Source organism: Pedobacter sp. 05T44 (genome assembly GCF_056395985.1).
On sequence record NZ_JBFTKO010000002.1, the window covers coordinates 347702 to 373577 of the forward strand.

General features: G+C 38.8%; 18 protein-coding genes. 13 read left to right on the plus strand and 5 right to left on the minus strand.

Annotated elements, in window-relative coordinates; all coding sequences use genetic code 11:
- Window positions 1-34 precede the first annotated feature (34 nt).
- The 5 genes from AC1DDK_RS06080 (at window position 35) to AC1DDK_RS06100 (ending at window position 4873) form a co-directional block, all read left to right on the plus strand.
- Window positions 35-1867 carry a glycoside hydrolase family 35 protein gene (locus AC1DDK_RS06080; RefSeq protein ID WP_288879175.1) on the plus strand — a complete coding sequence of 611 codons (1833 nt, stop codon included), beginning with the start codon at window positions 35-37 and terminating at the stop codon, window positions 1865-1867.
- A gap of 75 nt (window positions 1868-1942) precedes the next feature.
- A complete protein-coding gene (locus tag AC1DDK_RS06085) occupies window positions 1943-2323 on the plus strand; it encodes a hypothetical protein (protein WP_288879176.1) in 381 nt (126 codons plus the stop codon).
- A gap of 13 nt (window positions 2324-2336) precedes the next feature.
- Entirely contained in the window at window positions 2337-3257 is a 921-nt protein-coding gene (locus tag AC1DDK_RS06090) for a helix-turn-helix domain-containing protein (RefSeq protein WP_288879177.1), read from the plus strand.
- 93 nt (window positions 3258-3350) lie between these two features.
- Window positions 3351-4091 (plus strand): SDR family oxidoreductase, encoded by a 741-nt coding sequence (locus AC1DDK_RS06095; protein ID WP_337716799.1) that lies wholly within the window; start codon window positions 3351-3353, stop codon window positions 4089-4091.
- Window positions 4092-4120: 29 nt separating this feature from the next.
- Entirely contained in the window at window positions 4121-4873 is a 753-nt protein-coding gene (locus AC1DDK_RS06100) for an SDR family oxidoreductase (protein WP_172660123.1), read from the plus strand.
- Between the two features lie 83 nt (window positions 4874-4956).
- On the opposite strand, the gene AC1DDK_RS06105 is transcribed toward AC1DDK_RS06100, so the two are convergent.
- The 4 genes from AC1DDK_RS06105 to AC1DDK_RS06120 all read right to left on the minus strand — a co-directional run bounded on the left by AC1DDK_RS06105 (window position 4957) and on the right by AC1DDK_RS06120 (window position 12087).
- Window positions 4957-6459, minus strand: coding sequence for a RagB/SusD family nutrient uptake outer membrane protein (locus AC1DDK_RS06105; protein ID WP_288879179.1), 1503 nt, complete (start codon window positions 6457-6459; stop codon window positions 4957-4959).
- Between the two features lie 23 nt (window positions 6460-6482).
- Window positions 6483-9575: a SusC/RagA family TonB-linked outer membrane protein gene (locus tag AC1DDK_RS06110; RefSeq protein ID WP_288879180.1), complete on the minus strand. Its 3093-nt coding sequence runs from the start codon at window positions 9573-9575 to the stop codon at window positions 6483-6485.
- 364 nt (window positions 9576-9939) lie between these two features.
- Window positions 9940-10818, minus strand: coding sequence for a hypothetical protein (locus AC1DDK_RS06115; RefSeq protein ID WP_288879181.1), 879 nt, complete (start codon window positions 10816-10818; stop codon window positions 9940-9942).
- Between the two features lie 3 nt (window positions 10819-10821).
- Entirely contained in the window at window positions 10822-12087 is a 1266-nt protein-coding gene (locus AC1DDK_RS06120; protein WP_337716801.1) for a YdcF family protein, read from the minus strand.
- A 307-nt stretch (window positions 12088-12394) separates the two neighbouring features.
- On the opposite strand from AC1DDK_RS06120, the gene AC1DDK_RS06125 reads away from it, so the two are divergent.
- The 6 genes from AC1DDK_RS06125 (at window position 12395) to AC1DDK_RS06150 (ending at window position 23382) form a co-directional block, all read left to right on the plus strand.
- Window positions 12395-15664 carry a SusC/RagA family TonB-linked outer membrane protein gene (locus AC1DDK_RS06125; protein WP_337716803.1) on the plus strand — a complete coding sequence of 1090 codons (3270 nt, stop codon included), beginning with the start codon at window positions 12395-12397 and terminating at the stop codon, window positions 15662-15664.
- Between the two features lie 11 nt (window positions 15665-15675).
- Window positions 15676-17202 carry a RagB/SusD family nutrient uptake outer membrane protein gene (locus AC1DDK_RS06130; RefSeq protein ID WP_288879184.1) on the plus strand — a complete coding sequence of 509 codons (1527 nt, stop codon included), beginning with the start codon at window positions 15676-15678 and terminating at the stop codon, window positions 17200-17202.
- Between the two features lie 142 nt (window positions 17203-17344).
- Window positions 17345-17635, plus strand: a complete 291-nt coding sequence (locus tag AC1DDK_RS06135) for a hypothetical protein (protein WP_288879185.1) — start codon at window positions 17345-17347, stop codon at window positions 17633-17635.
- A 59-nt stretch (window positions 17636-17694) separates the two neighbouring features.
- Window positions 17695-19875 (plus strand): TonB-dependent receptor, encoded by a 2181-nt coding sequence (locus tag AC1DDK_RS06140; RefSeq protein WP_288879186.1) that lies wholly within the window; start codon window positions 17695-17697, stop codon window positions 19873-19875.
- A gap of 364 nt (window positions 19876-20239) precedes the next feature.
- The gene (locus tag AC1DDK_RS06145; protein WP_172660132.1) at window positions 20240-22819 is read left to right on the plus strand and encodes a TonB-dependent receptor; all 2580 of its coding nucleotides are present in this window, start codon (window positions 20240-20242) and stop codon (window positions 22817-22819) included.
- A gap of 188 nt (window positions 22820-23007) precedes the next feature.
- Window positions 23008-23382 (plus strand): hypothetical protein, encoded by a 375-nt coding sequence (locus AC1DDK_RS06150; protein ID WP_172660133.1) that lies wholly within the window; start codon window positions 23008-23010, stop codon window positions 23380-23382.
- 71 nt (window positions 23383-23453) lie between these two features.
- On the opposite strand, the gene AC1DDK_RS06155 is transcribed toward AC1DDK_RS06150, so the two are convergent.
- Window positions 23454-24044: a DUF4142 domain-containing protein gene (locus tag AC1DDK_RS06155; protein WP_288879187.1), complete on the minus strand. Its 591-nt coding sequence runs from the start codon at window positions 24042-24044 to the stop codon at window positions 23454-23456.
- A gap of 421 nt (window positions 24045-24465) precedes the next feature.
- Here AC1DDK_RS06155 and AC1DDK_RS06160 point away from each other — a divergent pair, with 421 nt between their 5' ends.
- Entirely contained in the window at window positions 24466-24645 is a 180-nt protein-coding gene (locus AC1DDK_RS06160) for a histone H1 (RefSeq protein WP_068893411.1), read from the plus strand.
- A 166-nt stretch (window positions 24646-24811) separates the two neighbouring features.
- A complete protein-coding gene (locus AC1DDK_RS06165) occupies window positions 24812-25840 on the plus strand; it encodes an SDR family NAD(P)-dependent oxidoreductase (RefSeq protein ID WP_337716805.1) in 1029 nt (342 codons plus the stop codon).
- Window positions 25841-25876 lie beyond the last annotated feature (36 nt).

Consider the following 25876-nt stretch of genomic DNA (forward strand, 5'->3'; position numbering starts at 1 on the left):
TTTTGTAAATTTTCCAATTTATAAAACATCCTAAATGAAAATATTCAATTTAATTTACTTGTCGGCAGTATTGCTACTATTATGCAGTTGCAGTAAAAATAATGTAGCACATACTTTTGAACTTGGGGATAATGACTTTCTGCTCGACGGAAAACCTTTTCAGGTTGTATCCGGTGAAATACATTATCCACGCGTACCCAGAGAAGCATGGAGAGACCGGCTGAAAATGGCAAAAGCCATGGGACTCAATACTATTGGAACCTATGTGTTCTGGAACGCACATGAGCCTGAAAAAGATGTGTTTGATTTCTCTGGCAACAATGATATTGCTGAATTTGTAAAGATAGCACAACAAGAAGGGCTATGGGTAATATTGCGGCCTAGTCCTTATGTCTGTGCCGAATGGGAATTTGGAGGTTATCCGTACTGGCTTCAAAATGAACAAGGTCTGAAAGTAAGAAGCCGGGAAAAACAATACCTTGAAGAATACCGCAAATACATTCACGAAGTGGGTAAACAACTTGCTCCCTTGCAGGTCAACCATGGAGGTAATGTGCTTATGGTGCAGATTGAAAATGAATATGGTTCTTATGGATCTGATAAGGAATACTTGCGTATTAACCGTGAGATGTTTATTGATGCGGGGTTCGATGGATTACTATATACATGTGATCCTCAAAAAGACATCAAAAAAGGATTCCTGCCCGGAACACTTCCTGCAATTAATGGGCAAGACAATCCGGAAATCGTGAAAAAGGAAATCCGCGAATTAAATGGTGGCAAAGGCCCCTTCTTTATAGCCGAATGGTATCCGGCATGGTTTGATTGGTGGGGTACACCGCATCATAAAGTTCCGGCTGAACAATATACAGGAAAGCTCGATTCCGTACTTGCAGCTGGCATTTCCATCAATATGTATATGTTCCACGGCGGTAGTACCCGCGCTTTCATGAACGGAGCTAATTACCGTGATACTATACCCTACGAACCTCAGATCAGCAGTTATGATTACGACGCACCACTTGACGAAGCAGGTAACGCAACTGAAAAGTTTATGAAATTCAGGGCGGTTATTGAAAAGCATTTGCCTCCTGGTGCCAAGTTGCCTGCTGTTCCTGCCCCAAAGCCAGCAGCAGCTCTTGATGCTATTCCCTTTTCATCCGAAGTTAGTATTTACGAGTATCTTGGAAAATCAAAGCAAAGCATTCAGCCACTGACTTTCGAAGACCTGAACCAGGCCTATGGATATGTACTTTATCGCACAACTATCAATGGAGGAAAGCAGGGTATGCTAAAAATTGATGGATTGAAGGATTTCGGTCTGGTCTATGTTAACGGTAAACGACAGGGTATTTTGGACAGGAGACTGAATCAGGATAGTCTCATGATAGATTTACCATCGGGTAAGGTCACTCTTGATATATTAGTAGAAAATATGGGAAGGATTAATTTCGGGCCATTTTTACTTCAAAATAAAAAAGGGATTACCGGCAAAGTCACCTTAGCTGGTTCGGTCTTGGAATCATGGGATATGTTTTCATTGCCTTTTGATAAACAGCCACTTAAAAAAGAGGTTAGCAATGCAGTTAATCGGGATGCTCCAATGTTAAAGTATGCAGAATTTGAACTGAAAAACTTACAGGATGCCTATCTGGATATGCGGAAATGGGGTAAAGGCGTGATTTGGGTAAACGGTCATAATCTTGGAAAGTACTGGAGTATTGGCCCTCAGCAAACAATTTACCTGCCTGCTGAATGGCTGAAAAAAGGTAAAAACCAGGTGGTTGTACTTGATTTGCTTAAGACCGATCAGCAGTTTCTTACCAGTCTTAATAAACCAATTTTGGATCAGATTAATACCAGGTAATAATCAATTAAATCAAATTTAACTATTCTATTGAACGATAGAATAGCTAAATTTGGTTGACCATTAATTGATTATATGCTTTCAATCTTCAAAACCTCCTCCATTATTTATTCTTTTAGCATTGCAATAATGCTTATTCCAGCTGCTTGTAGGAAACAGAATAATCCAGATCAAAACAAAAAGGTCAAAGATGCTCCAACGAGCGAACTTGGAACTGTTTTTCCAGAAATCAGGGAGATCAAAAATGATACAGCAAAACTGGCTCTTTATCCTTATGCCAGTTTTTTTATTATTGACCTTGGACTTAAGGGGAGTGAACAAAAACTGAAGATGATCCGCCAGGCTAATAAATCTGATGTTCCTGTAAAAGTGAAAGTATTCCAGGACAATAGAAGTGAGGTAGCGGAAATCTATCCTGCAACTAAACAGGATATTGATAAGTATAAAAAACATTAAAAAACGACTTCTCATGAACCCGAAGGAATCAGTATCGAAAAACCTGGCTGATCTGTACGAGATGATGGGCTTGCCTGTAGACTTGGTAAGTGCCGAGTCGGGGTTTACTGTACATTCCTTAAGAGAAACATTTAAGAATCTTCCTTTTAAATCGATTGCTTACCGACCAGATTATTTCAGCTTTGTTTTCGTTAAAAATGCATACGGAAAGTATATCATAGATGAGATGACATTTGATATTACCCCCGGTACAATCTATTTCACTAATCCGGGAAATTACAGAAGCTTTGAATGGTCTGAAATTACAGAGGCCTATCTGATCACATTTAATGAATCTTATCTGCAAGAACATGTTCATCAGGATGTTTATCAGGACTTTTCTTTTTTGCTTACAGAAACAGTTCAGCCAAGGTTGATGCCACCTGAACAGTTTGATGAAATAGAAAAGCTCTATCACCAGATCCATAAAGAGCATTTAGGCAATTCTATCTATAAGAATAGAATTATTGGAAGCTTGTTTGTGGTTCTGCTATTAAAAATAAAAGAATACTTCTGGCAAAATTATAATCCTATATATGAGGGGAATAGGAGTTCCTTCATTGTTAAAGTATTTAAAAAGAACCTTGAAGATCACTATCGGGCTATCGTTTTTGGTCAGGAAAATATTTTATTACGGGTTCAGGACTACGCAGATTTGCAGCATTTACATCCGAATTACCTAAGTAGCGTAATCAAAACAAAAACAGGTAAACCTGTTAGCACGTGGATTGCTGAAAAAACAGTTGCAAAGGCAAAGTCGCTATTGCATAACTCAGAAGCTTCCATCAAAGAAATTTCTTTTACACTTGGGTTTTCAGAGGCTACCCATTTTAGTAATTACTTTAAGAAGTATACAGAGCTTACTCCGATAGCTTACAGAAAGCTGCAAAGCTAATCTTAGATTTTTATACTTAATCCTTTAATATCCGTCCTTTTTGCAGTTGTTCTTTATCTGACCTTTGAGTTATCAAAATAAGATAAAGAAAACATGAAAACTCTAAAAGAAAAAGTAATTCTGATTACAGGTGCCTCAAGAGGCATAGGCGCAAGTATCGCTCATAAATTAGCATCAGCAGGTGCAAAAGTAATTGTAAACTATGCAGGTGGTAGAGCTGCGGCAGAACAAACCGTAAACGACATTATACAACAAGGTGGTGATGCCATTGCCATTCAGGCAGACGTAAGTAATGCCGCTGCTGTTAAAGCTATGTTTGACACCGCAATTGATCATTATGGCCGGATTGATGTTTTGGTGAATAACGCAGGTATCATGATCAATAAATTACTTAAAGATACTACTGACGAAGATTTTGCACTTCAATTTGATATTAACGTTAAGGGAACTTTTAATACGATGCGTGAAGCAGCTACCCGATTATCGGACAACGGAAGCATCATTAATTTTTCAACTTCTGTGAACCGTATCATGTTGCCTACTTATAGTACTTATGTGGCTACAAAAGCAGCCGTAGAACAATTAACCCGTGTATTTTCTAAAGAGGTTGGTGGCAGAGGTATCAATGTAAACTCAATTTCGCCGGGACCAACCAATACTGAATTATTTACTAAAGGTAAACCTCAGGAAGTTATAGACCGCCTGGCATCTCTTTCTGCTTTTAACCGAATTGGTGAGCCTGAGGATATTGCACAGGTGGTGACATTCCTTGCGGGGGATGAGGCAAAATGGATTACTGCACAGAATATTGGCGTTAACGGCGGCATGGCTTAATCCAATCAGTATTATTTAATCAAAATATCATGAACAGTTTAAAAAATAAAGTGGCATTAATCACAGGATCAGCAAGAGGTTTAGGTAAAGCTATTGCCGAACGTTACGCTGCCTTAGGCGCAGACGTGGTGATCAATTATTCAAGAGATAAAGCATCAGCTGATGAAGTGCTAAGTAATATCAAGGCAATGGGGGTAAGGGTAATTGCGGTACAGGCAGACGTAAGCAAAGTGGCTGATCTGGAACGTCTGTTTGAAACTGCAAAAAAAGAATTTGGGAAAATCGATATCGTAGTAGCCAATGCCGGAATCGAACTGGTAGAAACACCTGTTGTAGATTTTACAGAGGAACAGTTTGACAGGTTATTTGCCATCAACACTAAAGGAGCATATTTTACAATGCAACAGGCTGCAAGAAACGTAGAAGACAAAGGGCGTATCATTTACATTGCTTCCAGTACTACAGCCTTTCCGGTTCAGGGCATGGCTGTGTATGGTGGGAGTAAAACTACACCAAGGTATATGATTGATGTTTTATCTAAAGAGATTGGCCATAGAGGAGTAACTGTAAATACCATCATTCCATTCGCAGTAGATCATTCGGGTATTTTTGCCGAGCCAGATAGCTATCCTGAATTAAGGAAACAGTTGCTGGACAGCTGTCCGATGGGTAGACTTGCAGAGGTAGAAGACGTTGCCAATGCAGCTGAATTCTTTGCCAGTGACCTTTCGTCATTTGTTAATGGCCAGCATTTGTTGGTAAATGGCGGGGCTACCAACTAGTGAAATCATTTAAAATATAAAACCGGGTCATTTTCAGACCCGGTTTTATATATAGCGCCGTTAAGTTTATTAGTCAAATACCATTATTTGTTGATATTCGGGTTGTTGTTCAATTCAGTTTGCGGTACAGAGAACAGGTAGTAACTGCTGTTGGGTTTAAAGGCCGAACCATCAGGGAATTTTAAAGTTGTATGCTGCTTTGCAGAAACAACCTTGCTACTTCCATCAGGAGTAATCACAGTAACTTGAAGTGGCTTACCATCTGTACCAAGCGCTGGATTCCTCACTACAGCAGTCTGAGTTCTTAAAATATCAGACAGTGCAAACCCTTCACCCCATAATTCTTTTCTTCTTTCTATAAGAATCTCAGCAATTACCTGATCCTTGGTTTGCGATCCAAGTGTAAACGGATCTGCTTTTCTGGCGGCACGAAGCGAGTTCAGCTGCTCAACTGCTTTTGGTAAGTCTGAATTTCTAGCATAGCCCTCTGCAGCAATCAAAGTCATTTCTGATGCACGCATGAATACGATATCGCCTGTCTGATCAGCCCTGAACTTAAACTTCTGGTAGCGTAAATAACCTTCTCTACTTGGCAGACCGTCCCATAAGAATAGTTTTGTTCTGATGTCATGACTATCAAATAACTTTTGAAAGTTAGGATCGGCCATAAAGCTATAATAATAGGCCGAAGGACTGCTGGTGTCCAGAAAATGGAAGCTATAACTAGCTGTACTTTGATCCGGTTGCTGACCATGTCCCCAAATCCATTCGCTGTTCTTAAGGTCGTTAAACCCATTGCTGTAATCGGCTTCAGACATGTATGGATAGTTCTTTTTTGCTTCAAGTGCATGTTGTGCAGCTAAGTCCCATTTACCCATGTTCAGGTAAGTTCTTGCCAGCAAGCCATTTACTACATCAATGTTGATCTTGTACTTGGTAGTGCTCGGACGCTGATAAGCTGGAAGTAGTTTTTCTGCCTCAGTAAGGTCTGAGATGATCAGCTGATAAACCTGCTCAACAGTCGATTTTGATTTACCTTCAGTTGTCGGACCGGTAGGTTCCGTATAAACAGGAACCGCTTTGGCTTGGGGATTTACCTGGTAATTGAACTGGTAGTACGTAACCAGATTCAAATAACTATTGGCTCTTAATGCATAAGCCTGACCTTTAATCTGCGCTTTTTTCTCTGCCGTTCCGGTTGAGGCGTCAATTTTACTGATGATATTATTGGTGTTATTTATCACACGATAAAGAATGGTCCAGAAAGCACCCAGTCTGGTTTGATTATTAGCCAATGTATATTCATATGCATCGCGATATCCGTATTTGTTGGTAATGATGGCAATATCGTCTCCCATTACATCACTGGTTCTTAAGATAGAAGAGTAACCAGGATTTGCATAAGTAAAATAGGTGTCGTTCATGTACGACCAGGTTCCATTCAGCACGGTTTCAATGTTATCTGCTGTCCCATAGATCAATGATTCGGGAACGGAGGTAGTCGGTGTAGTGGTAAGCTCCTTTTTGCATCCAAGAAAGGGCAAAGCGGATATCCCAATTATATAGGTGATCTGTTTAATTTTCATTTTTGTAATTTTTAATAGATGCATTAGAAAGTAAGGCTAAGTCCGGCAGAAAAAGTACGCATAGCCGGATAACGGTAATAAGTAGTACCATCAACAGTTTGTTCCGGATCCATACCATCATGTCCGTAAAAAGTAAATAGGTTTTCGCCGGTTAAGGTTAGTTTAAGGTTGTTTAAGCCCCATTTACTGGCCAGAGTTTTAGGCAAACTGTACCCTAGAGTTAAGTTCTTTAAACGAGCATAAGTTGCACTGTAAAGAAAACGGGTAGAAGCCTGAGTCCATCCAAGGTTATCGGTTGTTAATCTTGGTACATTCGTATATTTGTTTGCCGGGGTCCAATGGTTTAATATTTCTTTAGACCAGGTACGCCCGGTGCTGCTGCCATTGTGCATTAATGATAAATAATCATTGTCTAAAATTTTACCACCGATGCTGTAGGCAAACAATGCCGATAATTCAAACTCCTTGTAACTGAATGTATTGCTTATACCGCCAGTAAGATCTGGAAGCGCACTGTCCTGAACATATTGTATCGCATCAGCATAGATATTAGTGGTTACTTTGTTCCCATTAGCATCTTGTTTATACCATAATGGATTTCCGGTTTCCGGATCCACTCCGGCCCATTCTTTCAGGAAAAAATCGTACACAGAACCACCTTTACGCATGATCTTTGTAGTAGTTTTGATATCTTCCTGAGGCAAAGCAGTAATTTCGTTTTTGTAATGTGTAGCGTTCAGGCTAATGTTCCATCTAAAATCTGCAGTACGAATAGGGGTTGCATTGATCTGAACCTCTATACCGGTGTTTTTTAAAGCACCGATGTTGGCGTCAATTGAACCAAAACCGGTCGACGGAGCCTTTGGTCTGCTAAACAGCAAATCTCTCGATCTTCTATCGAAATACTCCACGGTACCGCTGATTCTGTCGTTCAGAATTCCGAAATCAAGACCCAGATTAAAGTTTAAGTTGGTTTCCCATTTAAGATCTGGTGTTGGAAGTCTTGAAGTTACCAAACCATTTTCACCAAGGTTATTTTGGATGGTGTACAAGCCTTCGTAAGCATAATAAGTACCAATATTATCATTTCCCTGAGCACCATAACTGGTTCTAAGCGTTAGTGTACTTAACCAGGAATTGTCTTTTAGGAAGTCTTCTTCAGATAGTTTCCATGAAGCACCTAGCGACCAGAATGTTCCCCAGCGTGTTGCCGGAGCAAATCTTGAAGATCCGTCTGTTCTTAGTGATGCAGAAAGCAGGTATTTCTTTTTATAATCATACTCTGCGCGTCCAAGAAAACTTAGTAAGGTATAGTCCAATGCCGACCCGCCAAAATCGTTTAATTGTGAAGCAGCGTCTGGTTCATATAAGCCAGGGAGTACAAAGCGTTCCCTGCTACCAGAAATGATCCTGTAATTGTATTTGTAAATCTCCTGACCTGCAAGTAAATTTAAATGATGGTCTTCGTTAAAGGTCTTTTCGTAAGTTAAGATGTTGTTCCATGTCCATGAATAAGTTCTGCTGTTGCTTTTACTTACCGAACCTTTGGTTTCAGCTCCATCGCCAAGTACCGGATTCGTATAATTATGATTGTTAATGTTTGCAAAATCAGCGCTGTAAGTAGTTTTGAATTTTAATTCGGGGATTATGGTAGCTTCAAGGAAGGTACGTGCCGAAACATTGTCTTTTAAGATTTCAGATTTATCCAGGTCAACAGTTGCCGCGAGGTTGCTTCTTGGAATGGCTGAACTTGGGCGATAAGCGCCAAAATCATAAACTCTGTTGCCATTTGCATCAGTTTTGTAAGAGCCATCAGGATTTCGTTCATAAACAGGATAGAAGCTTGGCACCAAACGCGAATAGTTTACTACGTTTCCTGTATTACTATCTTCAGAAATAGGATAATCCTGAAGGGTATTTGCTGCTGAAATGTTCAGTCCGGCAGTTAACCATTTTTTTGCTTTGGTAGTTAAATTAACCCTTGCGCTATATCTTTTGTACCCGGAACCCAATGCAATACCCTTATCATTAAGGTATCCGCCAGAAATAAAGTATTGGCTTTTTTCGTTACCACCACTAAAGCTAAGATCGGCTTGGGTACGTATTGCGGTTTGTTCCATTGCATCACCCCAATTATCATCCCATAATGGTGTTGCTCCTGCAACAAGCTTCCCATCTGGTCCTACAGGAAGTGGGTATTTTGAGCCATAAGGGTTGATACCCAGATCGGTAATGATCTGCTCGCTTGCAGCCTGACCAGCCTGCAAATCCGTATAAGTTGGGTTAGAGGCTTTTTGTTTGTTTTTAACAGCAAGCCAGTAGTTTTGGAAATATTCATCAGTTGTTACCTGTTCATAATCCTTTACGGCCCGCTTTGAAACACCCTGACTAAAATTAGCTGTGATCTCTGTCTGGTCGTTGCGTTTTCCTGCTTTAGTGGTAATAATGATCACTCCGTTTGCACCTCTTGAACCATACAATGCACTTGAAGCAGCATCTTTAAGGATACTTACAGATTCAATATCGCTGGAATTGATTGAGCTGAGATCACCCGAAAACGGATTGCCATCTACCACATATAATGGAGCAGCAGATGCATTGATCGATCCAACACCACGGATACGCAAGGTTGCAGACGTACCGGGCTGTCCGCTCGAGGATACCGCCTGTATTCCGGGAGCAAGACCCTGAAGTGCTTTGGTGATGTTAGATACCTGTCTGTTTTGGAGCTGATCGGCATTGATCTGTGAAACAGCTCCGGTGATATCTCTTTTTTTAGAAGTACCATAGGCCACTACAACTACCTCATCGAGGCTATTGGTTACATCACCTAAAATGATGTTAACGGTGCTTCCGGCCTTTGCAACAACTTCCTGACTGGTAAAACCCAGAAAGGAGAAGCTGAGTACTTCCTGTTCTTTGTTTAGCGTAATGCTGAAATTTCCTGACTGATCGGTACTTGTTCCTGCCTTAGAGCCTTTGATGAGTACATTTACTCCGGGTAGGGGAAGGTTGGTTCCTTTTTCAACAACACGGCCGGTCACTTTATAGTCCTGCTGCGCGTTTACGAATTGAAAGAAGAACAAAAAACATAGAATAGTTAATTTTGTTTTCATTTGAATAAATGGGAGTTTTTGGACATAAGAATTCCATAGCCATTTATGGCATATCTTATGAATGGTTAAAATTTAAATTGAATTAGATGTGTCAGCCAAACTGTATTAACAGGATCAGCTTAACAAGTTAAATAGGAATAGAATGTAGGTAGCGTACAAATATTTGCATGTCTTTCATCAATTGGGTTGAATAATAAATTAATTGGCTGCAAAGATAAATAAAAATACGACTAATTTGGTAGTCTTTTTGTTTATTGGTCAGAAAAATGTAAAATCAGAGAAGTGAGGGCACTTTTTCGCTTTTTGAGCTGCCTTCTAATGACTTGAGAAATCGGGTGTTAAACTCTTAAATAGTTGTGTGTCTTTAACTTTTGCTCCAATTAATATCCATTAAGCTGATGTTATTTTTCCTGGAAGAGCTAACTGCAATTCCTTTGTTCTGATCGTCGGTTAAAGTGAATCCTTCAAGTTCATCAGTTTTATCTGTATCGATAACTTTAATAACTTCTTCATGACCGCTCACGATCGATTTGTTTAAGTCTACAAAAGTTAACCTCCATTTGCGACCTTCAATTTGATTTTGAATAAGAACCAGCATGCCTTTACTTTCTATAAAATGAAGATTTTGTACCCAGGGAGAGCATGTGAATTTATGATACAATAATCCTTTTTCACTTGTTTTGTCAGCTTTGGAAAGCTTAATAGCATCATAAAGGCGCACTTCGTTTGCCTTATTTCCGTAATCAGCTGTAGCCATAAACCATTTTCCTTTATGCTCTACGTATTCTGGTCTGGTTCCTTGTATACAGGCATCATCCTCTATTGTTTTCAATAAATTACCGTCTAAGGTTTTGCTTTTTAGAAACCTTGACCAATCAATTGAATATATCATTGCTTTCCATAGAGTTCCCTCAGCATTTTGACGTACAGAGTTTCCGATAAAAGTTGGCATACCTTTTCTAAAGGCAATACCTGTAGGATGTTTAATTATATTTTCGCCTTTAATGGTAAAATGATACTCCTCAGGCCGGTATATCAATGAATCATTTTTTAAATGATATTGCCGCATTACGCCAATCTCGCGATCGCCGTATAGAAAATACTTTCCGTCCTGATTGGATATTCCCTGACAGGCTCCTAGGGAATCTAGTGTAAAAGATTTTGTAATGGTGCCCGAAAGTGGTTTATAACTAAATACAGAGATAACCAATCCAGTAATCAATGTCGCACTAAGAAGTTTCATTAGCTAAGGATCTAAGGGTTCGTCAAAATCAATCTGTAAAGACATGCTGTTCGGATAAAATTCAACTTCCGTATCGCTCAGCGTTTGTCCTATTTTATATGGATAATAACCCAATTCTTTTTTACAGCGGTCAGAAAGTATTCCCGAGATGTAAGGAATAGTTGATTTGATTGTGCTAATCAATCCCAATTTTTCCATCGGCATCCCATAACGAAACATCAAACGAATACAATTACGAAGATTGGTTGTGGTATGTCGGGCATGAGGTTCCATAATAATTGAATTCTCAGGAATATGTAAAGTACTTACCAAGAATTTCTTCATCTCATAAGCCTCACTATATTTGGTTTTATAAGGATGAACCCTTCCGCCTGATACCACTATAAACGGCGCCACGCCTTTATGATACTGAATTGCTGCAATTCTACAACGTATCATACCACCCGCACTTAACTCAGTATCTCTATCTTCTGGTCCGGCTCCTGGAACTAAGATTACGCTGTATTTGTAATTTTTGAAATTCGTTTTTTTGATTTTTGCGATTGCAGATTGGTTAACACCAGTGTTCATGGGTTCATAATCCGCTGCTTCTAAACGGTTGTTCAATTTAAGTGCACCTAATGCGAAATTCATTGAAGGCTCAAAAAAGAGCTTTTTATCAGGCCCTGTATTGAGCGATACATTTGAAGAAATGAACGTAGGAAATTCCTTATCCTTTGAGCTGAAAGCAATAGAATCTATTTTGGGATAATTAGGTTTTTTACCTTCAATATATACCTCAATAGCATAATTAAGAGCTTTAGCGTCCTGTTCCCATGCTTTTATAAGTAATTGTTGGCCAGGTAAATCCTGAAACAAGCCGTAGCAGCCTGATGGTAACAGATGGTTTTTAGCAACCTCACCAAATACATTTTCCTCTTTATATAAAGTACTAAGTCTTTCGTTAACCAATAAAATTTCTGCCTCGCTAAACTTCATTGCATCAGCATAACAGCTAATATTTTGTGCGCAGGTTTTTAATGCAGTAGCTGCATTATTGCTTTTGTCCTTTAACAGCTTCTGAAACACCTGATCTTCGGCTATTGCTTTTCTCAAATCAGGAAGCTCCTGTATGAGTGTAAGCAAATAATAACTTTTGTACTGAATATAAGGATTATATAACTGACTTTTTCCGATAATCAGCTGATAAGATTGATCTGCAGAATTTTGCTGTGCTTTTGTCTGAAATATAAATAACCAAAATAGCAAAGTGGTAACGAGTATTCTCATGAAATAAATTTCCGCAAGCTAAATAAGTGCCATTAATATAACATTATGGCTGTATTAATTCTGTTGGGCTGATTTTAATGGAATCTGATTCTAATGATAATTTTTTAGGTTTTTACCTAAAAACCTTCTCATAGACTTAATACTGGGGATACATAGTGTTAAAAATACACACATACTTTTGACTGAATTAAAGCACTCAAATAAACTTGTTATTTAAACTAAAGTTATTTGCCTATGTGAATCTGATTCTACATGCTCTTTAAACATTCAAACCAGGAATTATTCAAAATTATTACTAAAACTAAAGATGACATCATTTTTTTTCAATGCAGGTATTAAAAACACTTGTAGAAAATTGCTTTTTCCGGTAGGAATACTCGCAATTTTCAATTCGCCAATAATGGCTTCGAACAGATATAGTATTCATACATCTGTTCTCAAAAATAAAGCAACTTTCACCATAAGCGGTATTGTAACCGATAATAACCAACTGCCACTTCCAGGTGTAGGCGTTTATGATAAAAAGACCAAAAAATCTACTTCTACAGATGTTAATGGTAAATATTCGATTTCGCTTGAGGAAGGATCAACTTTAGTTTTTTCATTCATCGGTTACGAATCACAGGAAGTGCAGGTAAATGGGGCAAGAACCTTAAATATTTCATTAAAGGAAAGCACTAACATACTGGATGAGGTAGTAGCGATTGGTTACCAAAAGATCAGAAAGTCTGATGTAACAGGGGCTATTAGCAGTGTTAAAGCTAGTGAGCTTAACTTAACTTCAGCAACCGTTGGGCAGGCCCTTGTAGGTAAAGTTGCCGGTGTACAGGTATCTCAAACAAGTGGTGCACCTTATTCAGGTACAAAAATAAGAGTAAGAGGTATTGGTTCAATCAATGCAAGTTCAGATCCTTTATATGTAATCGATGGGTATCCTGCCGGGAATAACGTTTCCATAAATCCTGAGGATATCGAAAGTATAGATATCTTGAAGGATGCGGCCTCAGCTGCTATTTATGGTTCCAGAGCATCGGGTGGTGTCGTTTTAATAACAACCAAAAGGGGGCAGGATGGAAAAGGACGTTTTGAATATGATGTTCAGGGAGGCGTTTCCCAACTGGCAAAAAAGATTGATTTATTAGATGCCAATCAATTTATTCAACTCCTTATTGATGGTAGAAATAATGCTTACAAAGATCTATGGGTAAATGCAGGTAAAACCTGGAACGATTCCATGTTTGGTGATAACAATGCAACCCGTATTGCCAATGTAGGTAATGGAAGTAGTGTTAGTATTCCTACCGATTTATATAATTTCTCAACCCAGCAGCCAATTCCTGCAAAATACAATACTGATTGGCAGGATGAACTATACAGAAATGCGGCTTTTCAACGTCATAATCTTTCTTTTTCAGGGGGGAATAAAGACATCAAATATTTCCTGAGTGGTGGTTATCAGGACAATGATGGTATTGTAACCAACACCAACCAGAAGGTAATCAATTTCAGGGCAAATATAGATGGGAACGTAAGTGAACGTTTGCATGTTGGTGCAAATATGTCTTACACCCAAAACAAAAATCGTGAAGTTCGCGAAGGTCGCTATGATTTAAGCCCAATGATGTCGGCTTTATTATATTTGCCTTTCCTTCCGGCAAAAGACGACAACGGTAACCCTATACAGTTTGGTATGGCTTCATTAGCATCCGTTTATGGTATCCAAAATCCCGAAAACCCTTTAGCAACTGTTAACCAAGTTAAAGTGGCAAGAAATGGTGATAGAAGCACTTACAATGCAAATGCTTCCTATAAAATAATTGAGGGCCTAAGCTTTAAAGCCAATTTGGGCATGCAGACTTATAGTGAGAAATATGATTTTTATTTGCCTACAAGTTTAAGCAATGGAAATAACCCACCTTATTCTACAGCATCCTTGGCGGCAGCAACAGCAATTGCACAAAACTTAAAACAAATAGACCAGCTGGCTGAGTTTACTTTAAACTACAACAAAACTTTTGGTAAACATAAAATTGATGTTTTAGCAGGCTACTCGGCTCAAAAAACAACCAGCGATCTGATCCGCGTTTCAGCAAAGGGATTCCAAAATGATAACATTGGCGAGATTACAGATAAAGGCGCTGATGCAAGTTTCTTTGCCTTAGATAATGCAGCCAAATCTACCAATACCTTACTTTCCTATTTTGGTCGTTTCAACTATAATTATGCAGGAAAATATTTTCTGACAGGTTCATTCCGTCGCGATGGTTCTTCAAGATTCGGCCCTTTAAATAAATATGGTAATTTCCCTTCTGTTGCAGCAGGATGGAGCTTGTCAGAAGAAGATTTTTACAATAACTTTCTTGGTGAGCAATCAATTGTTAAGATCAGAGCGAGCTGGGGTTTAAGTGGCAACAATAACATTCCTAACTACAGAACACAACAGGAAATGAATTCACCAGGTGGTGTAGTTTTCGGAAATACAATTTCAACAGCAATCTGGCCTAGTTCTATTCAAGATGGTCACCTAGGTTGGGAATCCACCTCTCAATATAACTTTGGCACTGATATCAGTTTATTCAGAAATCGTGTATCTGTTATCGCAAACTATTATTTGAGTTACTCATATAACTTATTGTTTAACCAATCGATTTCTGCAATTTCGGGTACTTCATCAATCTTAACGAACCTTGCCGACAGTAAAATCCGCAATAAAGGTTTTGATGTGCAGGTTGATGGAAGGATTATTCAGAAAGAAGACTTTACATTTGGTTTAAGTGGTAATATCGCCGTAAATCGTAATAAAGTTTTAAATATGGGGGGTGCAAGTACCATTTTAACAAACGGTGCAGAACGTTCATATTTAACACACATAACACAACAAGGACAACCAGTTGGTATGTTCTACGGATTCAAGGTCTTAGGTCGTTTAACTGCAGATAATGTTGGTAAGGTTGCACCTTCTGCATCTGCGACCAATCCTGCAAAAATCGGCGATTTGTATTTTCAGGATACTGATGGGAACGGGATTGTTAACGATGCCGATAAAACGGTTATTGGTACGCCATATCCTAAATTCACTTACGGTTTTGCTTTAAATACCTCTTATAAAACAATTGATTTAAGGGCTTCATTCAACGGTTCATATGGTAATCAGGTTTTAGATGGTCAGGATTATTACCTGTATAACTTCGAAGGTTCAGGTAACCAATATGCAGAAGTTGCAAATCGCTACAGAAATGAAGCTAATCCGGGAAGTGGCTTAAACTATCGTGCATCTCGTGCAGGTACACAAAGTAATAGTACGCGCTTATCATCATTCTATATTCAAGATGGCTCTTATTTCAGATGTACCAACATAACCTTAGGTTATACCTTTCCTAAATCTTTAGCCAATACGCTTAAGGTAAATAATGTTCGTGTTTATGCGAGTGTGGATAATGCCTTTACCGTTACAGACTATAAGGGTTATAATCCTGAGGTGGATTACAGCGGAGGATCTAATTTAACACCAGGTGTTGATTACGGAAACTATCCTTTGGCAAGAGCATATAATCTTGGTGTTAAACTTACCTTCTAGAATTTACGAAAATGAAAAAACATATTTTAATTCCGGCTTTAGGCATCGTTATCGCTTTAAGCTCATGTAAAAAAGAATTTTTGCAACAAACTAATCCGAACGCAATAACGGTTGAGAATTATTTTAAAACAGAGAATGATGTATTGCTTGCTGTTAATGGTGCATATCAATCTTTAAGAAGCAGTAATACCATGGGAGAAAACAGCGGATTATTTACTGATGAACGTTCTGATGATGCAGGTCGTAACGATAACCAGAGTAATGCAGGTGAACCATTCCAGTTTAACGATTTCTCTTTGTTGCCAAGTAATTCATATTTAAAGGCACATTGGCTGGCACTTTATCAATCAATAACCAGAAGTAACGTTATTCTGTCTAACCTTGATAAGGTTACATTCACTACTGCCGCAAACAAAAATATTTACAGTGCCGAAGCTAAATTCATCAGAGCAATTATGTATTTTGAGTTGGTTAGAAAATGGGGGCCGGTTCCTTTGGTAACCAAGCACCTTTTAACTACTGATGAAATCGCAGCAAGCACGTTTCGTGTTCCTGAAGCCGATGTTTATGCGCAAATCGTTTCCGATTTAAAAGATGCTTTAAATAGCGACTTGCCAAACTTTCAACCTGTTGCTGGTATTGGCCGAACTTCAAAAGCAGCTATAAATGCATATTTAGGTAAGGTTTATTTAACTATGGCAGCAACACTTCCTGCAAATAGAACAGAAAATTTAGCCAGTGCAAATACTTACTTGTTAGCTGCATTCAACATGCGTGGTTTCGGAAATTTATCTGAAATTCCTTATGCTGATGTTTTCGACGTAACTAAAAAAACAACTTGTAAAGAATTAATCTTCCAGATTTCATATAAACAAGGTGATCTTAATTACAGTTCAAGTATCGCGGCAAACAATCAGGCAAGGGGAGAAACGATTAACTCTTTAAAAGTTTCTACAGGTATTGGTGGTAACGTTAAGCTCGATTTGATTGATGAATACGAAGCCGGAGATTTGCGTAAGGATTTTTCGGTAAAGTATGCTAACGATGCAAACGTGAAAGATTGGTTTATCACTAAATTTCGTGATGCAAGTGCTGCAGCATCTGTTAATGGTTACGGTGGTAATGATTGGATAATGATGCGTTATGCTGATGTGATTTTAATGCTGGCGGAAGTGGCTAACCTTCAGGGAAATGATGCTTTGGCCACACAATATTTAGATATGGTAAGAGCGAGAGCCGGCAGGCCGCTTTATGCTGTTGCTAAAACAGATCCTGTTTATGCTGCAAAATTCCCGACAATGAAGTTGGCTATCTTACACGAAAGACGTGTTGAACTTGCTTTTGAGCATCAAAGATGGTTTGATTTAATCAGAAATTTCACTGCTGCTGAGTTGGTAACTTATTTAAAAGCCAAACCTCAGGCTTCTTATGGAATTGCAAAACTAGCTAATGTAACCACAAAAGATCGTTACTATCCAATTCCTTTTGATGAAGTAAAATTAGATCCGGTTAAGATGTACCAAAACCCGGGCTATTAATATTTAGAATCTTTTTATTTCTGTTTTATTATTATGGCGGCTGAATTTCAGTCGCCATTTTTTGTAACCCCAACGATTAATATCATCCGAAATTTTCTACTTTTACCCTGTGAAGCTAATTGCCTTATTTTTATCGATCATTGTGCTAACACTAACATTGGTGCCGTGTTGCGCATTGGCGGAAGATGAGGCCCATATCCATCAAACCATTCAAAAAGAGGTTGATCATCATTGTGCGGAAAATGAAGACAGTTGCTGCAAGGACTGTTCGCCGTTTTATGTTTGTGGCACCTGTATCGGTTTTACGTTTACTGGTTTTTCTGCCTTTACTTTCGCGGTACCATTTAAAGCAGTGCAGCACAATATGTTTTATCTTCCGGTTGAACTTCCGCTTATATCTACTCCAATCTGGCAACCACCTAAATTAAGCTAGTTTCTTGTCCGAGGTCTTTCCGACCAGTATTATTGAATTATCTTATTTACAAATTTATCATGAAAAAATTGATTGTGCTTTTGGCTGTGTTGCTGTTTACAGTTTCAGCCTATGCTCAAAATACATATAAAGCGCTTGTTAAAGACGCGAAAACAAATAAACCACTAGCTGGGGCAAGTGTGAAATTGCTTGGATCTGCTATTAGTTCGGTATCCGGATTTGATGGGCATGTAGCTTTAAGCAATGTTCCCGTAGGCCCGCAGGTCATCCAGTTCAGTTACATAGGTTTTAAAACAAAGACAGATACCCTTACTTTTCCGATTGATCAGACTGCCGACATAGTGGTTTTACTTGAAGCGGCAGCGGAAGAGGAGGAACTTGACGAAGTAGTGGTTTCCGCTACCAGGAGCAGCCGTACAATTGACAACATCCCAACACGGGTTGAGGTAATTGCTGGTGAAGAACTTGATGAGAAAGGAAATATGAAACCTGGAGACATTCGAATGATGCTCGCTGAAAGTACAGGGATCCAAACTCAGCAGACCTCTGCTACCAGCGGTAATTCCAGCATCCGTATACAAGGATTGGATGGAAAATATACCCAGATCATCAGGGATGGCTTTCCCTTATATTCAGGTTTTTCGGGTGGATTAGGCTTGTTGCAAATCGCACCGCTTGATCTACAGCAGGTGGAGGTAATTAAAGGCTCATCATCAACGTTATACGGCGGTGGAGCGATAGCCGGATTGGTTAATTTAGTGTCGAAAAAGCCAACCGAAGAACGCCAGTTGAGCTTCCTGTTGAATGGAACATCTGCATTGGGATTAGATGCTAGTGGCTTTTATGCCCAAAAGTTCGAAAAAATCGGTGTTACCGTTTATGCAGCCTATAACAAAGGAACAGCTTATGATCCTTCGGATATTGGTTTAACCGCTATTCCTAAGTTCGACCGCTTTACTTTAAATCCGAAACTGTTCTTTTATTTTAATGATGCAACTACACTTTCGGCTGGAATCAATGCCACGACTGAAAAAAGGATAGGAGGTGACCTGGAATATGTAAAAGGAAATGGTAGTGTAGCCCATTCTTATTTTGAAGAGAATAAAACCGGACGTTACAGTTCCCAGCTTGAACTGGATCATAAACTTAATAATCAGGAAAAACTCGTTGTCCGTAATTCCGTGAGTTATTACGACCGGAGCATTGGCCTGCCGAACTACCTGTTTTCGGGCATACAAGTATCTACTTACAGTGAAGCCAATTATAATCGCAACGGAGAAAAAGTAGACTGGGTAGCGGGTGTAAACTTCCTGACTGATCACTTCAAAGAAGACCAGAACAGCAATGCTGCACTAAGGAGTTACAACTACAACACCATTGGTGCATTTGTGCAAAATACCTGGAACTTGTCAGAATGCTTTAGTATTGAATCGGGTGTCAGGGGCGATTACCATAACGAATATGGATTTTTCTTTTTACCCAGAATTTCTGGACTATGGAAGATCAATGAACATTTCTCGACCCGTTTAGGTGGGGGACTAGGTTATAAAGCGCCAACGGTGTTTACAGAAGATGCAGAAAGAATCCAGTTCCGTAATGTATTGCCAATTGACGTGACCACCACCAAGGCAGAGCGTTCTTATGGTGCCAATTATGACATCAATTATAGAACTACATTATTTGAAGATAAGGTAGGCTTCAGTATTAACCAAATGTTCTTTTATACCCGAATCAACAATCCGATTTTGCTTACTGCAGTTACAGGGAGCAATTTGGAATATGTGCAGCCAAAGGGAAATCTGGATACTAAAGGGATGGAGACCAATGCCAAGATCACCTATAGTGATTTCAAATTATTTATTGGCTATACCTATGCCGATGTAAATCAGCATACTGGCAGTACCAGTACAGCTTATCCACTGGTTTCAAAACATAGACTCAACAATGTGCTCATGTACGAAGTAGAGGATGAATGGAAAATTGGTGCCGAGGCTTATTATTTCAGTAAACAAAGATTAAATGACGGTGCAACAGGTAAAAGCTACTGGACAGCAGGATTGATGGCTGAAAAATTATGGGAACGCTTTTCCATTTTTGTGAATTTTGAAAATTTCACTAATACCCGACAAACCAAGTTTGATACCATTTATACTGGTACAATTACGGATCCTGTATTCAGGGATATTTACGCTCCTGTTGACGGTTTTGTAATTAATGGAGGGATCAAGCTAAGGCTTTAATGGGAGTGTCTAAGTAATAAACTACTATTTCTATAGATTTTATTGTTTGTTTTAAAAAAAGTATTATATTTGCATAATTAAATAACTGTTTACAAGCTGTAATCAAATGAAAACAGATTTACATTTTATAAAAATGAAAAGAAAAACATCTAAAAAAGGAATGCATTTCCTTTTAGAATGTTGTTGTTGTTGATTCAGCGCGCTGTAATCTCAGCGTAAACTAACACCCACAAATTCCATTAATATAATAATAAGGGATGTCAAAAAACATCCGCAGGGCATTGCTTTGCAATTTTATCCTGAGTAATACCATTTTAAACAAAACAAAATCAAAGCGTATAACCAAACAATCAATCTTAAAATCATGAAAAAAAGTTTACTTATTCTCTTTTCACTTATACTCACGGCAAGCGTTACTTTTGCCCAAAGCACAATAACGGGTGTTATTAAGGGTGCCAATGGCGTTCCGGTACCAAATGCAACTGTGCTCATCAGAGGTACAAAAATAACTACATCTGCTAATGATAAAGGAGAATTCAGCATCAGTACAAAGCAAGAGCCTCCATTCTATCTTCAAATTAGTTCAGTAGGCTACAAAGCCCAGGATTTTCAAATCCTGAAATTTCAGGATACTCCTTTAGAGTTAACCCTGGTTGAAAATGCACAGCTTGACGAAATCGTTGTGACTTCAAGAAGACGTTCGGAAGTTTTACAAGATGTGCCTATCGCAATTACTGTTATTGGTGGTCAGGCTGCCGAAAACGCAGGAGCTTTTAACGTTAACCGTTTAAAAGAGCTGGTGCCTTCTGTACAGCTATACGCCTCAAATGCAAGAAACACTACACTTAATATCAGAGGATTAGGGTCAACATTTGGTTTAACCAACGACGGTATTGATCCTGGGGTAGGTTTTTACGTAGACGGAGTTTATCAGGCACGTCCCGCTGCTACATCTACAGATTTTCTTGATATTGAGCAGATAGAAATCCTTCGTGGCCCTCAAGGTACCTTGTTTGGTAAAAATACAACCGCAGGTGCCTTCAACATCACCACTACAAAACCAACACTGGTTCCAACTGCAAAAGTTGAATTGAATGTTGGAAATTACAACTTTATACAAGCTAAAACATCGGTTTCTGGAGCAGTAGCAAAAAATCTGGCCGCAAAGTTGGCCATTTCAGGCACGCAAAGAGATGGTACAATTTTTAATACCAGCGAAGAACGCAGATACAGTGGTCAAAATAACCTTGGGTTTAAAGGCCAGTTATACTATACCCCGTCAGATAAATTACAAATTTTGTTAAGCAGTGATGTAAGCATTCAGCATCCGGCAGGTTACCCATTGGTCATTGCTGGTGTAACTGCTACAGAAAGAAGTGCTTACCGTCAGTATGCCAAAATTGTTTCTGATTTAGGATATGAGCAACCTAAAATAGATCCTTTTTCAAGAAAGATCAATACCAATACACCATGGAAACAGGATCAGTCAATTGGCGGTATCTCTTTAAACGTGGATTATAAAATAGGAAATGGAACACTTACATCTACTACTGCCTGGAGATTCTGGAACTGGGATCCTACAAACGACAGAGATTTCTCTGAATTGTCGGCATTGACTAAATCGCAAGGAAACTCTCGCCATGATCAATACTCGCAAGAGGTTAGATATGCTGGAAATATCACAGAGAAAGTAAGTGGTGTGATAGGTGTATTTGCACTTGCTCAGAATTTGAAAGGTTTATCGCAGACTGAAGAGGTGGGTAAAGATCAATGGAGATTTGTACAAACATCTGCAACTGGTGCTCAGGCAGGATATACAACACCTGGTCTGTTAGATGGCTTCGGTATCAAAACCAATTCAACTATCAAATCTTTAAGTGCTGCTATTTTTGCGCAGGCCGATTGGGAGTTTGTAGAACACTTGCACGTTTTACCTGGTTTAAGGTTTACTTACGACAAGAAAGATGTTGATTACGACAGAACAACTTATGGAGGTCTTCAAACTACCGATCCTGCTTTGCTTGCGCTTAAAGCTGCTGTTTATGCCAATCAAAAATTCAATATCAACACAGATAACAATAACTTGTCTGGTAACATCACCTTGTCATACCGCCCTACAACTAAGTTGAACGTTTATGGAACTTATTCTACCGCTTATAAACCAGTTGGTGTGAACGTAGGAGGTTTACCAACTACCAGTACTGGTGAAGCAGACTTGTCTCTTGCTGTTGTAAAACCGGAATATGTTCAGCATTATGAATTCGGTTTAAAAACAAAACCTCTTAAAGGTGCTATTGTAAATGTAACAGCTTTTAATACAGATATTAAAGATTACCAAACTAACGTCCAATCTCCACAACTAGGTGTAAACAGAGGTTATCTTGCAAACGCAGAAAAAGTGAATGTAAAAGGTTTGGAAGTTGATGGAAGTTATCAGTTAGAAAGGTTCTTGTCTATAAATGCTGCTGTTGCTTACCTTGATGGTAAATATAAAAAATTCACCAATGCACCACTTCCTTTAGAAGAAACAGGACATACAGAACTTGTTAATGGTACTGCAACTCAAGTAGCCTTTAAAGATGCTTCAGGTGGAAGATTGCCAGGTATATCTAAGTGGAATGCTTCTGGTGGTGCTGAATTTAGCGCTCCTGGTAAAGTAGGCACCAGAGATGGTAGGTTCTTTATCGCTGGTGATCTTAGTTATCGTTCGGAATATTCTTCGAATCCAACACCTTCAAAAGTCTTAAATGTTGATGGTTATACATTAGTGAACGGAAGACTTGGATTCAAATCAGATAAAATCTCCATTTTTGGCTGGGTTAGAAATATTGGAAATACCAATTACTTCGAACAGTTACAGGCTGCAGCTGGCAACTCTGGCCTATATGCAGGTGTACTTGGTGACCCTAGAACTTATGGAGCTACAGTGCGCTACGCGTTCTAAGATTGTTATTTAATACGCAAAGAAAAAAGGGCAGTCCATATTGAATAGCCCTTTTTTCTTTGCGTAAAGTACTTTTTGTCCATTTGAATTTTTGGTATTTTTTGATCGTTCCGCGCCATTTGCCAAGGCTGTAATGCCACTGTTGGCATGGCCTTTGTAATAGGACTGTTACATCAAAATATCATATTATGAAAAAGACAATGAGAATTCTCAGTTTACTTTTAATCGCTACGACGGTTATGATCGCCTGTAAGAAAGACACAGATCCGGCAGACAAAGACTTCTTTGTTGGAACCTATAGAGGATCTATCTCTTACCAAAAAGATGACAACACAATAACCAGTTCAGAAGGAAAGGTTACAGTGAGTAAAGTCGGAGATACTTACAATTTTTTCTTTGGCAATAATATTCCTGATATAAAGGGAGTGAAGTTTGAAAAATCTGGCGATAACAACTATGTCAGTGTTGGAAGTGGAGTAACTGGTATTTCAATTAATGCCAGTACCTTAAAAGTGTTAGTTTCTAATAATGGAGCTACCTGGACAGCTGATTGCACCAGGTAATAAACGCAAATAAATTAAGCTTATCATAAGGCTCGCTATAGTGGCGGGCCTTTTTTATATGCCGATCTCTACTATTTCTTAAGCGGCATTTCCTTAGAAATACTCGCTGCATCATCTAAATGCCTTTTCAAAACAGGTAGATATTTTAAGCAGAATGTTTGTATATCGGGATCCTTGTTTTGGCTTCCTTGCGTAAACAAATCAATGGCTTTCTGATGATCTTTGATCATCATTTGCATATAGCCAGAATCAAAATTCGCTTCAACAGAATCTGCAACTATAGTTTTGTTTTTAGACGTATCCGCTTGTTTTACAGATGGACTACTCAGGGCAGTATCTACCCTGGTTTGCATGCTGTTAATTGGGATGCTCATCGAATCTGGTAGTTTTATATTTTTTCTTTTTGCCAGAGCCTTTATCTCGGCATTAATAACCATGTGGTCGTTCAAAATGACTTGAGCATAATCTTTAATTTTCGAGTCTTGTGCTCTTTTTAATCCCAGATTTCCCATAGAAACTTCATTAATACCACTGATGGATGCTTGTTGTAAGAATTGATCGGCGGTAATGGAATCGTTTTGCTGAGCTGACGCAGAACTGGGCGCAATAAAAATTGCATAACATGTAGTTATTAATATTGCTAGTTTAATCGGATTCTTCATAGCTGTTGGATAAATGTAGATGTATATTTAACAACAACCCATTTTCTGAAAAGTTTAGGAAAGTGTCTGTTTACTAGTTGATTAAAGTAAAGGCTATCTCTTCAGATAGCCTTTAAAAACCAAATATAAATTAAACGAGTATTGTTCGTGCTTCGCAGCATGGAACTTTAAAAAGCAGGTTGCAATGAGTAAACAACCCGCTTTTTACCGTACTGAGCATACGGTTCAACCTTAAGTAAAAACATGAATAATCTTAACGATTAATGCTGTTGATAAACAAATATAAAAAAAAGTATACTAATTTAGTAGTATTTATTTGCGACTTTATTTTTATTCTTCTATGTTTACATTGTTGGATAGGTAATAGTAGCTATTCAACGCCAGAAAACTAATAAATATTAATAATTAACTTAAAAACATTATGAGCAAGTTCGCAAAATTAAAAGAGGTTGTAGCCTCGGTAGAGACAGACGTAGAAAAATTTTATAACGCTGGAAACAGTGCTGCCGGCACCAGAGTGCGTAAAGCTTTACAAGAGATTAAAGGGCTTGCCCAGGAGATCAGAACAGAGATTACTGAAAAGAAAAATCAAGGGAAATAGATTGTTGCAATCTTAAATTATACAATTTACATCCCAATCCAATTGATCAGGATAGTGGAAAACACTTTCCTGATCAATTGGTCTTTAAAACAAAAGATTTAGGTCTTTTAAACAAAACACACCGGCCAATATCCATCTAATTTTGTTGTTATAAATAACAAATAAGATGGAACAAAAAGAAACAAACAAGTACAATCGTTCTTTACAACAACCCATTGGTTCAGGGTTTAATGCCACATCAACAAGCAATGATGTAATTAAAGGAGTCGACCTCACTGGAAAAATCGCTATTGTAACAGGTGGCTATGCTGGTATTGGTTTAGAAACAGTTAAGTTATTAAGTAGAGCAGGGGCCAAAGTAATCGTCCCCGCCCGCGATGTAGCTAAAGCCAAAAAAAATCTTGATGGAGTAAAAAACATTGCCGTTGAACATCTGGATCTGATGAATCCCGAATCCATTGATGCCTTTGCCAGGAATTTTCTCGAAACCAATAGCCCGCTGCATCTTTTAATTAACAATGCAGGCATTATGTGGGTGCCGCTTCAGCGCGATTTACGCGGTTATGAGTCGCAGCTTGCCACCAACCATTTAGGACATTTTCAGCTTACCGCTAAACTTTGGCCGGCATTAAAACAGGCAAATGGCGCCAGAGTGGTCAATGTGTCTTCATTCGGACATCAAATGGCACCATTTGATTTTGAAGACCCCAACTTTGAACATCGTCAATACGAAACTTTGCAGGGGTATGGTCAATCTAAAACGGCAAATAACCTGTTTACTGTAGAGCTGGATCATAGGGGTAGATACTTTGGCGTACGTGCCTTCTCATTGCATCCTGGCTCTGTAAACGGTACAGATCTCGGAAGGGTAGCCCCAATGGCTTTGTTTCAGCAGATGGGAACCCATGACGAGAATGGCGAAATCTATCCAGAGGTAGCTAAAAAGCTCAAAACAATACCGCAGGGTGCCGCAACTACATTGTGGTGTGCAACCAGTCAAAAGCTTGAGGGTAAAGGCGGCGTTTATTGTGAAAATGGAGACATTGCAGAGCTTGACTTGGGAAACATCGATCATCAGTACGATAACCCTTTAACACTTCGTGGCGTGACACCCTACTCAATAGATCCAGAAAATGCAAAACGGCTTTGGCAATTAAGTGAAGAAATGACTAAAGTGATATTTACAGCAGATTGAACATTGCTATGCAATTAATTCCCTAATTTTAGATGG

Bases quoted from the DNA above. Each gene is read 5' to 3' on its own strand.
- AC1DDK_RS06080 (WP_288879175.1), top strand. From the start codon at position 35: ATGAAAATATTCAATTTAATTTACTTGTCGGCAGTATTGCTACTATTA.
- AC1DDK_RS06085 (WP_288879176.1), top strand. From the start codon at position 1,943: ATGCTTTCAATCTTCAAAACCTCCTCCATTATTTATTCTTTTAGCATT.
- AC1DDK_RS06090 (WP_288879177.1), top strand. From the start codon at position 2,337: ATGAACCCGAAGGAATCAGTATCGAAAAACCTGGCTGATCTGTACGAG.
- AC1DDK_RS06095 (WP_337716799.1), top strand. From the start codon at position 3,351: ATGAAAACTCTAAAAGAAAAAGTAATTCTGATTACAGGTGCCTCAAGA.
- AC1DDK_RS06100 (WP_172660123.1), top strand. From the start codon at position 4,121: ATGAACAGTTTAAAAAATAAAGTGGCATTAATCACAGGATCAGCAAGA.
- AC1DDK_RS06105 (WP_288879179.1), bottom strand. From the start codon at position 6,459: ATGAAAATTAAACAGATCACCTATATAATTGGGATATCCGCTTTGCCC.
- AC1DDK_RS06110 (WP_288879180.1), bottom strand. From the start codon at position 9,575: ATGAAAACAAAATTAACTATTCTATGTTTTTTGTTCTTCTTTCAATTC.
- AC1DDK_RS06115 (WP_288879181.1), bottom strand. From the start codon at position 10,818: ATGAAACTTCTTAGTGCGACATTGATTACTGGATTGGTTATCTCTGTA.
- AC1DDK_RS06120 (WP_337716801.1), bottom strand. From the start codon at position 12,087: ATGAGAATACTCGTTACCACTTTGCTATTTTGGTTATTTATATTTCAG.
- AC1DDK_RS06125 (WP_337716803.1), top strand. From the start codon at position 12,395: ATGACATCATTTTTTTTCAATGCAGGTATTAAAAACACTTGTAGAAAA.
- AC1DDK_RS06130 (WP_288879184.1), top strand. From the start codon at position 15,676: ATGAAAAAACATATTTTAATTCCGGCTTTAGGCATCGTTATCGCTTTA.
- AC1DDK_RS06140 (WP_288879186.1), top strand. From the start codon at position 17,695: ATGAAAAAATTGATTGTGCTTTTGGCTGTGTTGCTGTTTACAGTTTCA.
- AC1DDK_RS06145 (WP_172660132.1), top strand. From the start codon at position 20,240: ATGAAAAAAAGTTTACTTATTCTCTTTTCACTTATACTCACGGCAAGC.
- AC1DDK_RS06150 (WP_172660133.1), top strand. From the start codon at position 23,008: ATGAAAAAGACAATGAGAATTCTCAGTTTACTTTTAATCGCTACGACG.
- AC1DDK_RS06155 (WP_288879187.1), bottom strand. From the start codon at position 24,044: ATGAAGAATCCGATTAAACTAGCAATATTAATAACTACATGTTATGCA.
- AC1DDK_RS06160 (WP_068893411.1), top strand. From the start codon at position 24,466: ATGAGCAAGTTCGCAAAATTAAAAGAGGTTGTAGCCTCGGTAGAGACA.
- AC1DDK_RS06165 (WP_337716805.1), top strand. From the start codon at position 24,812: ATGGAACAAAAAGAAACAAACAAGTACAATCGTTCTTTACAACAACCC.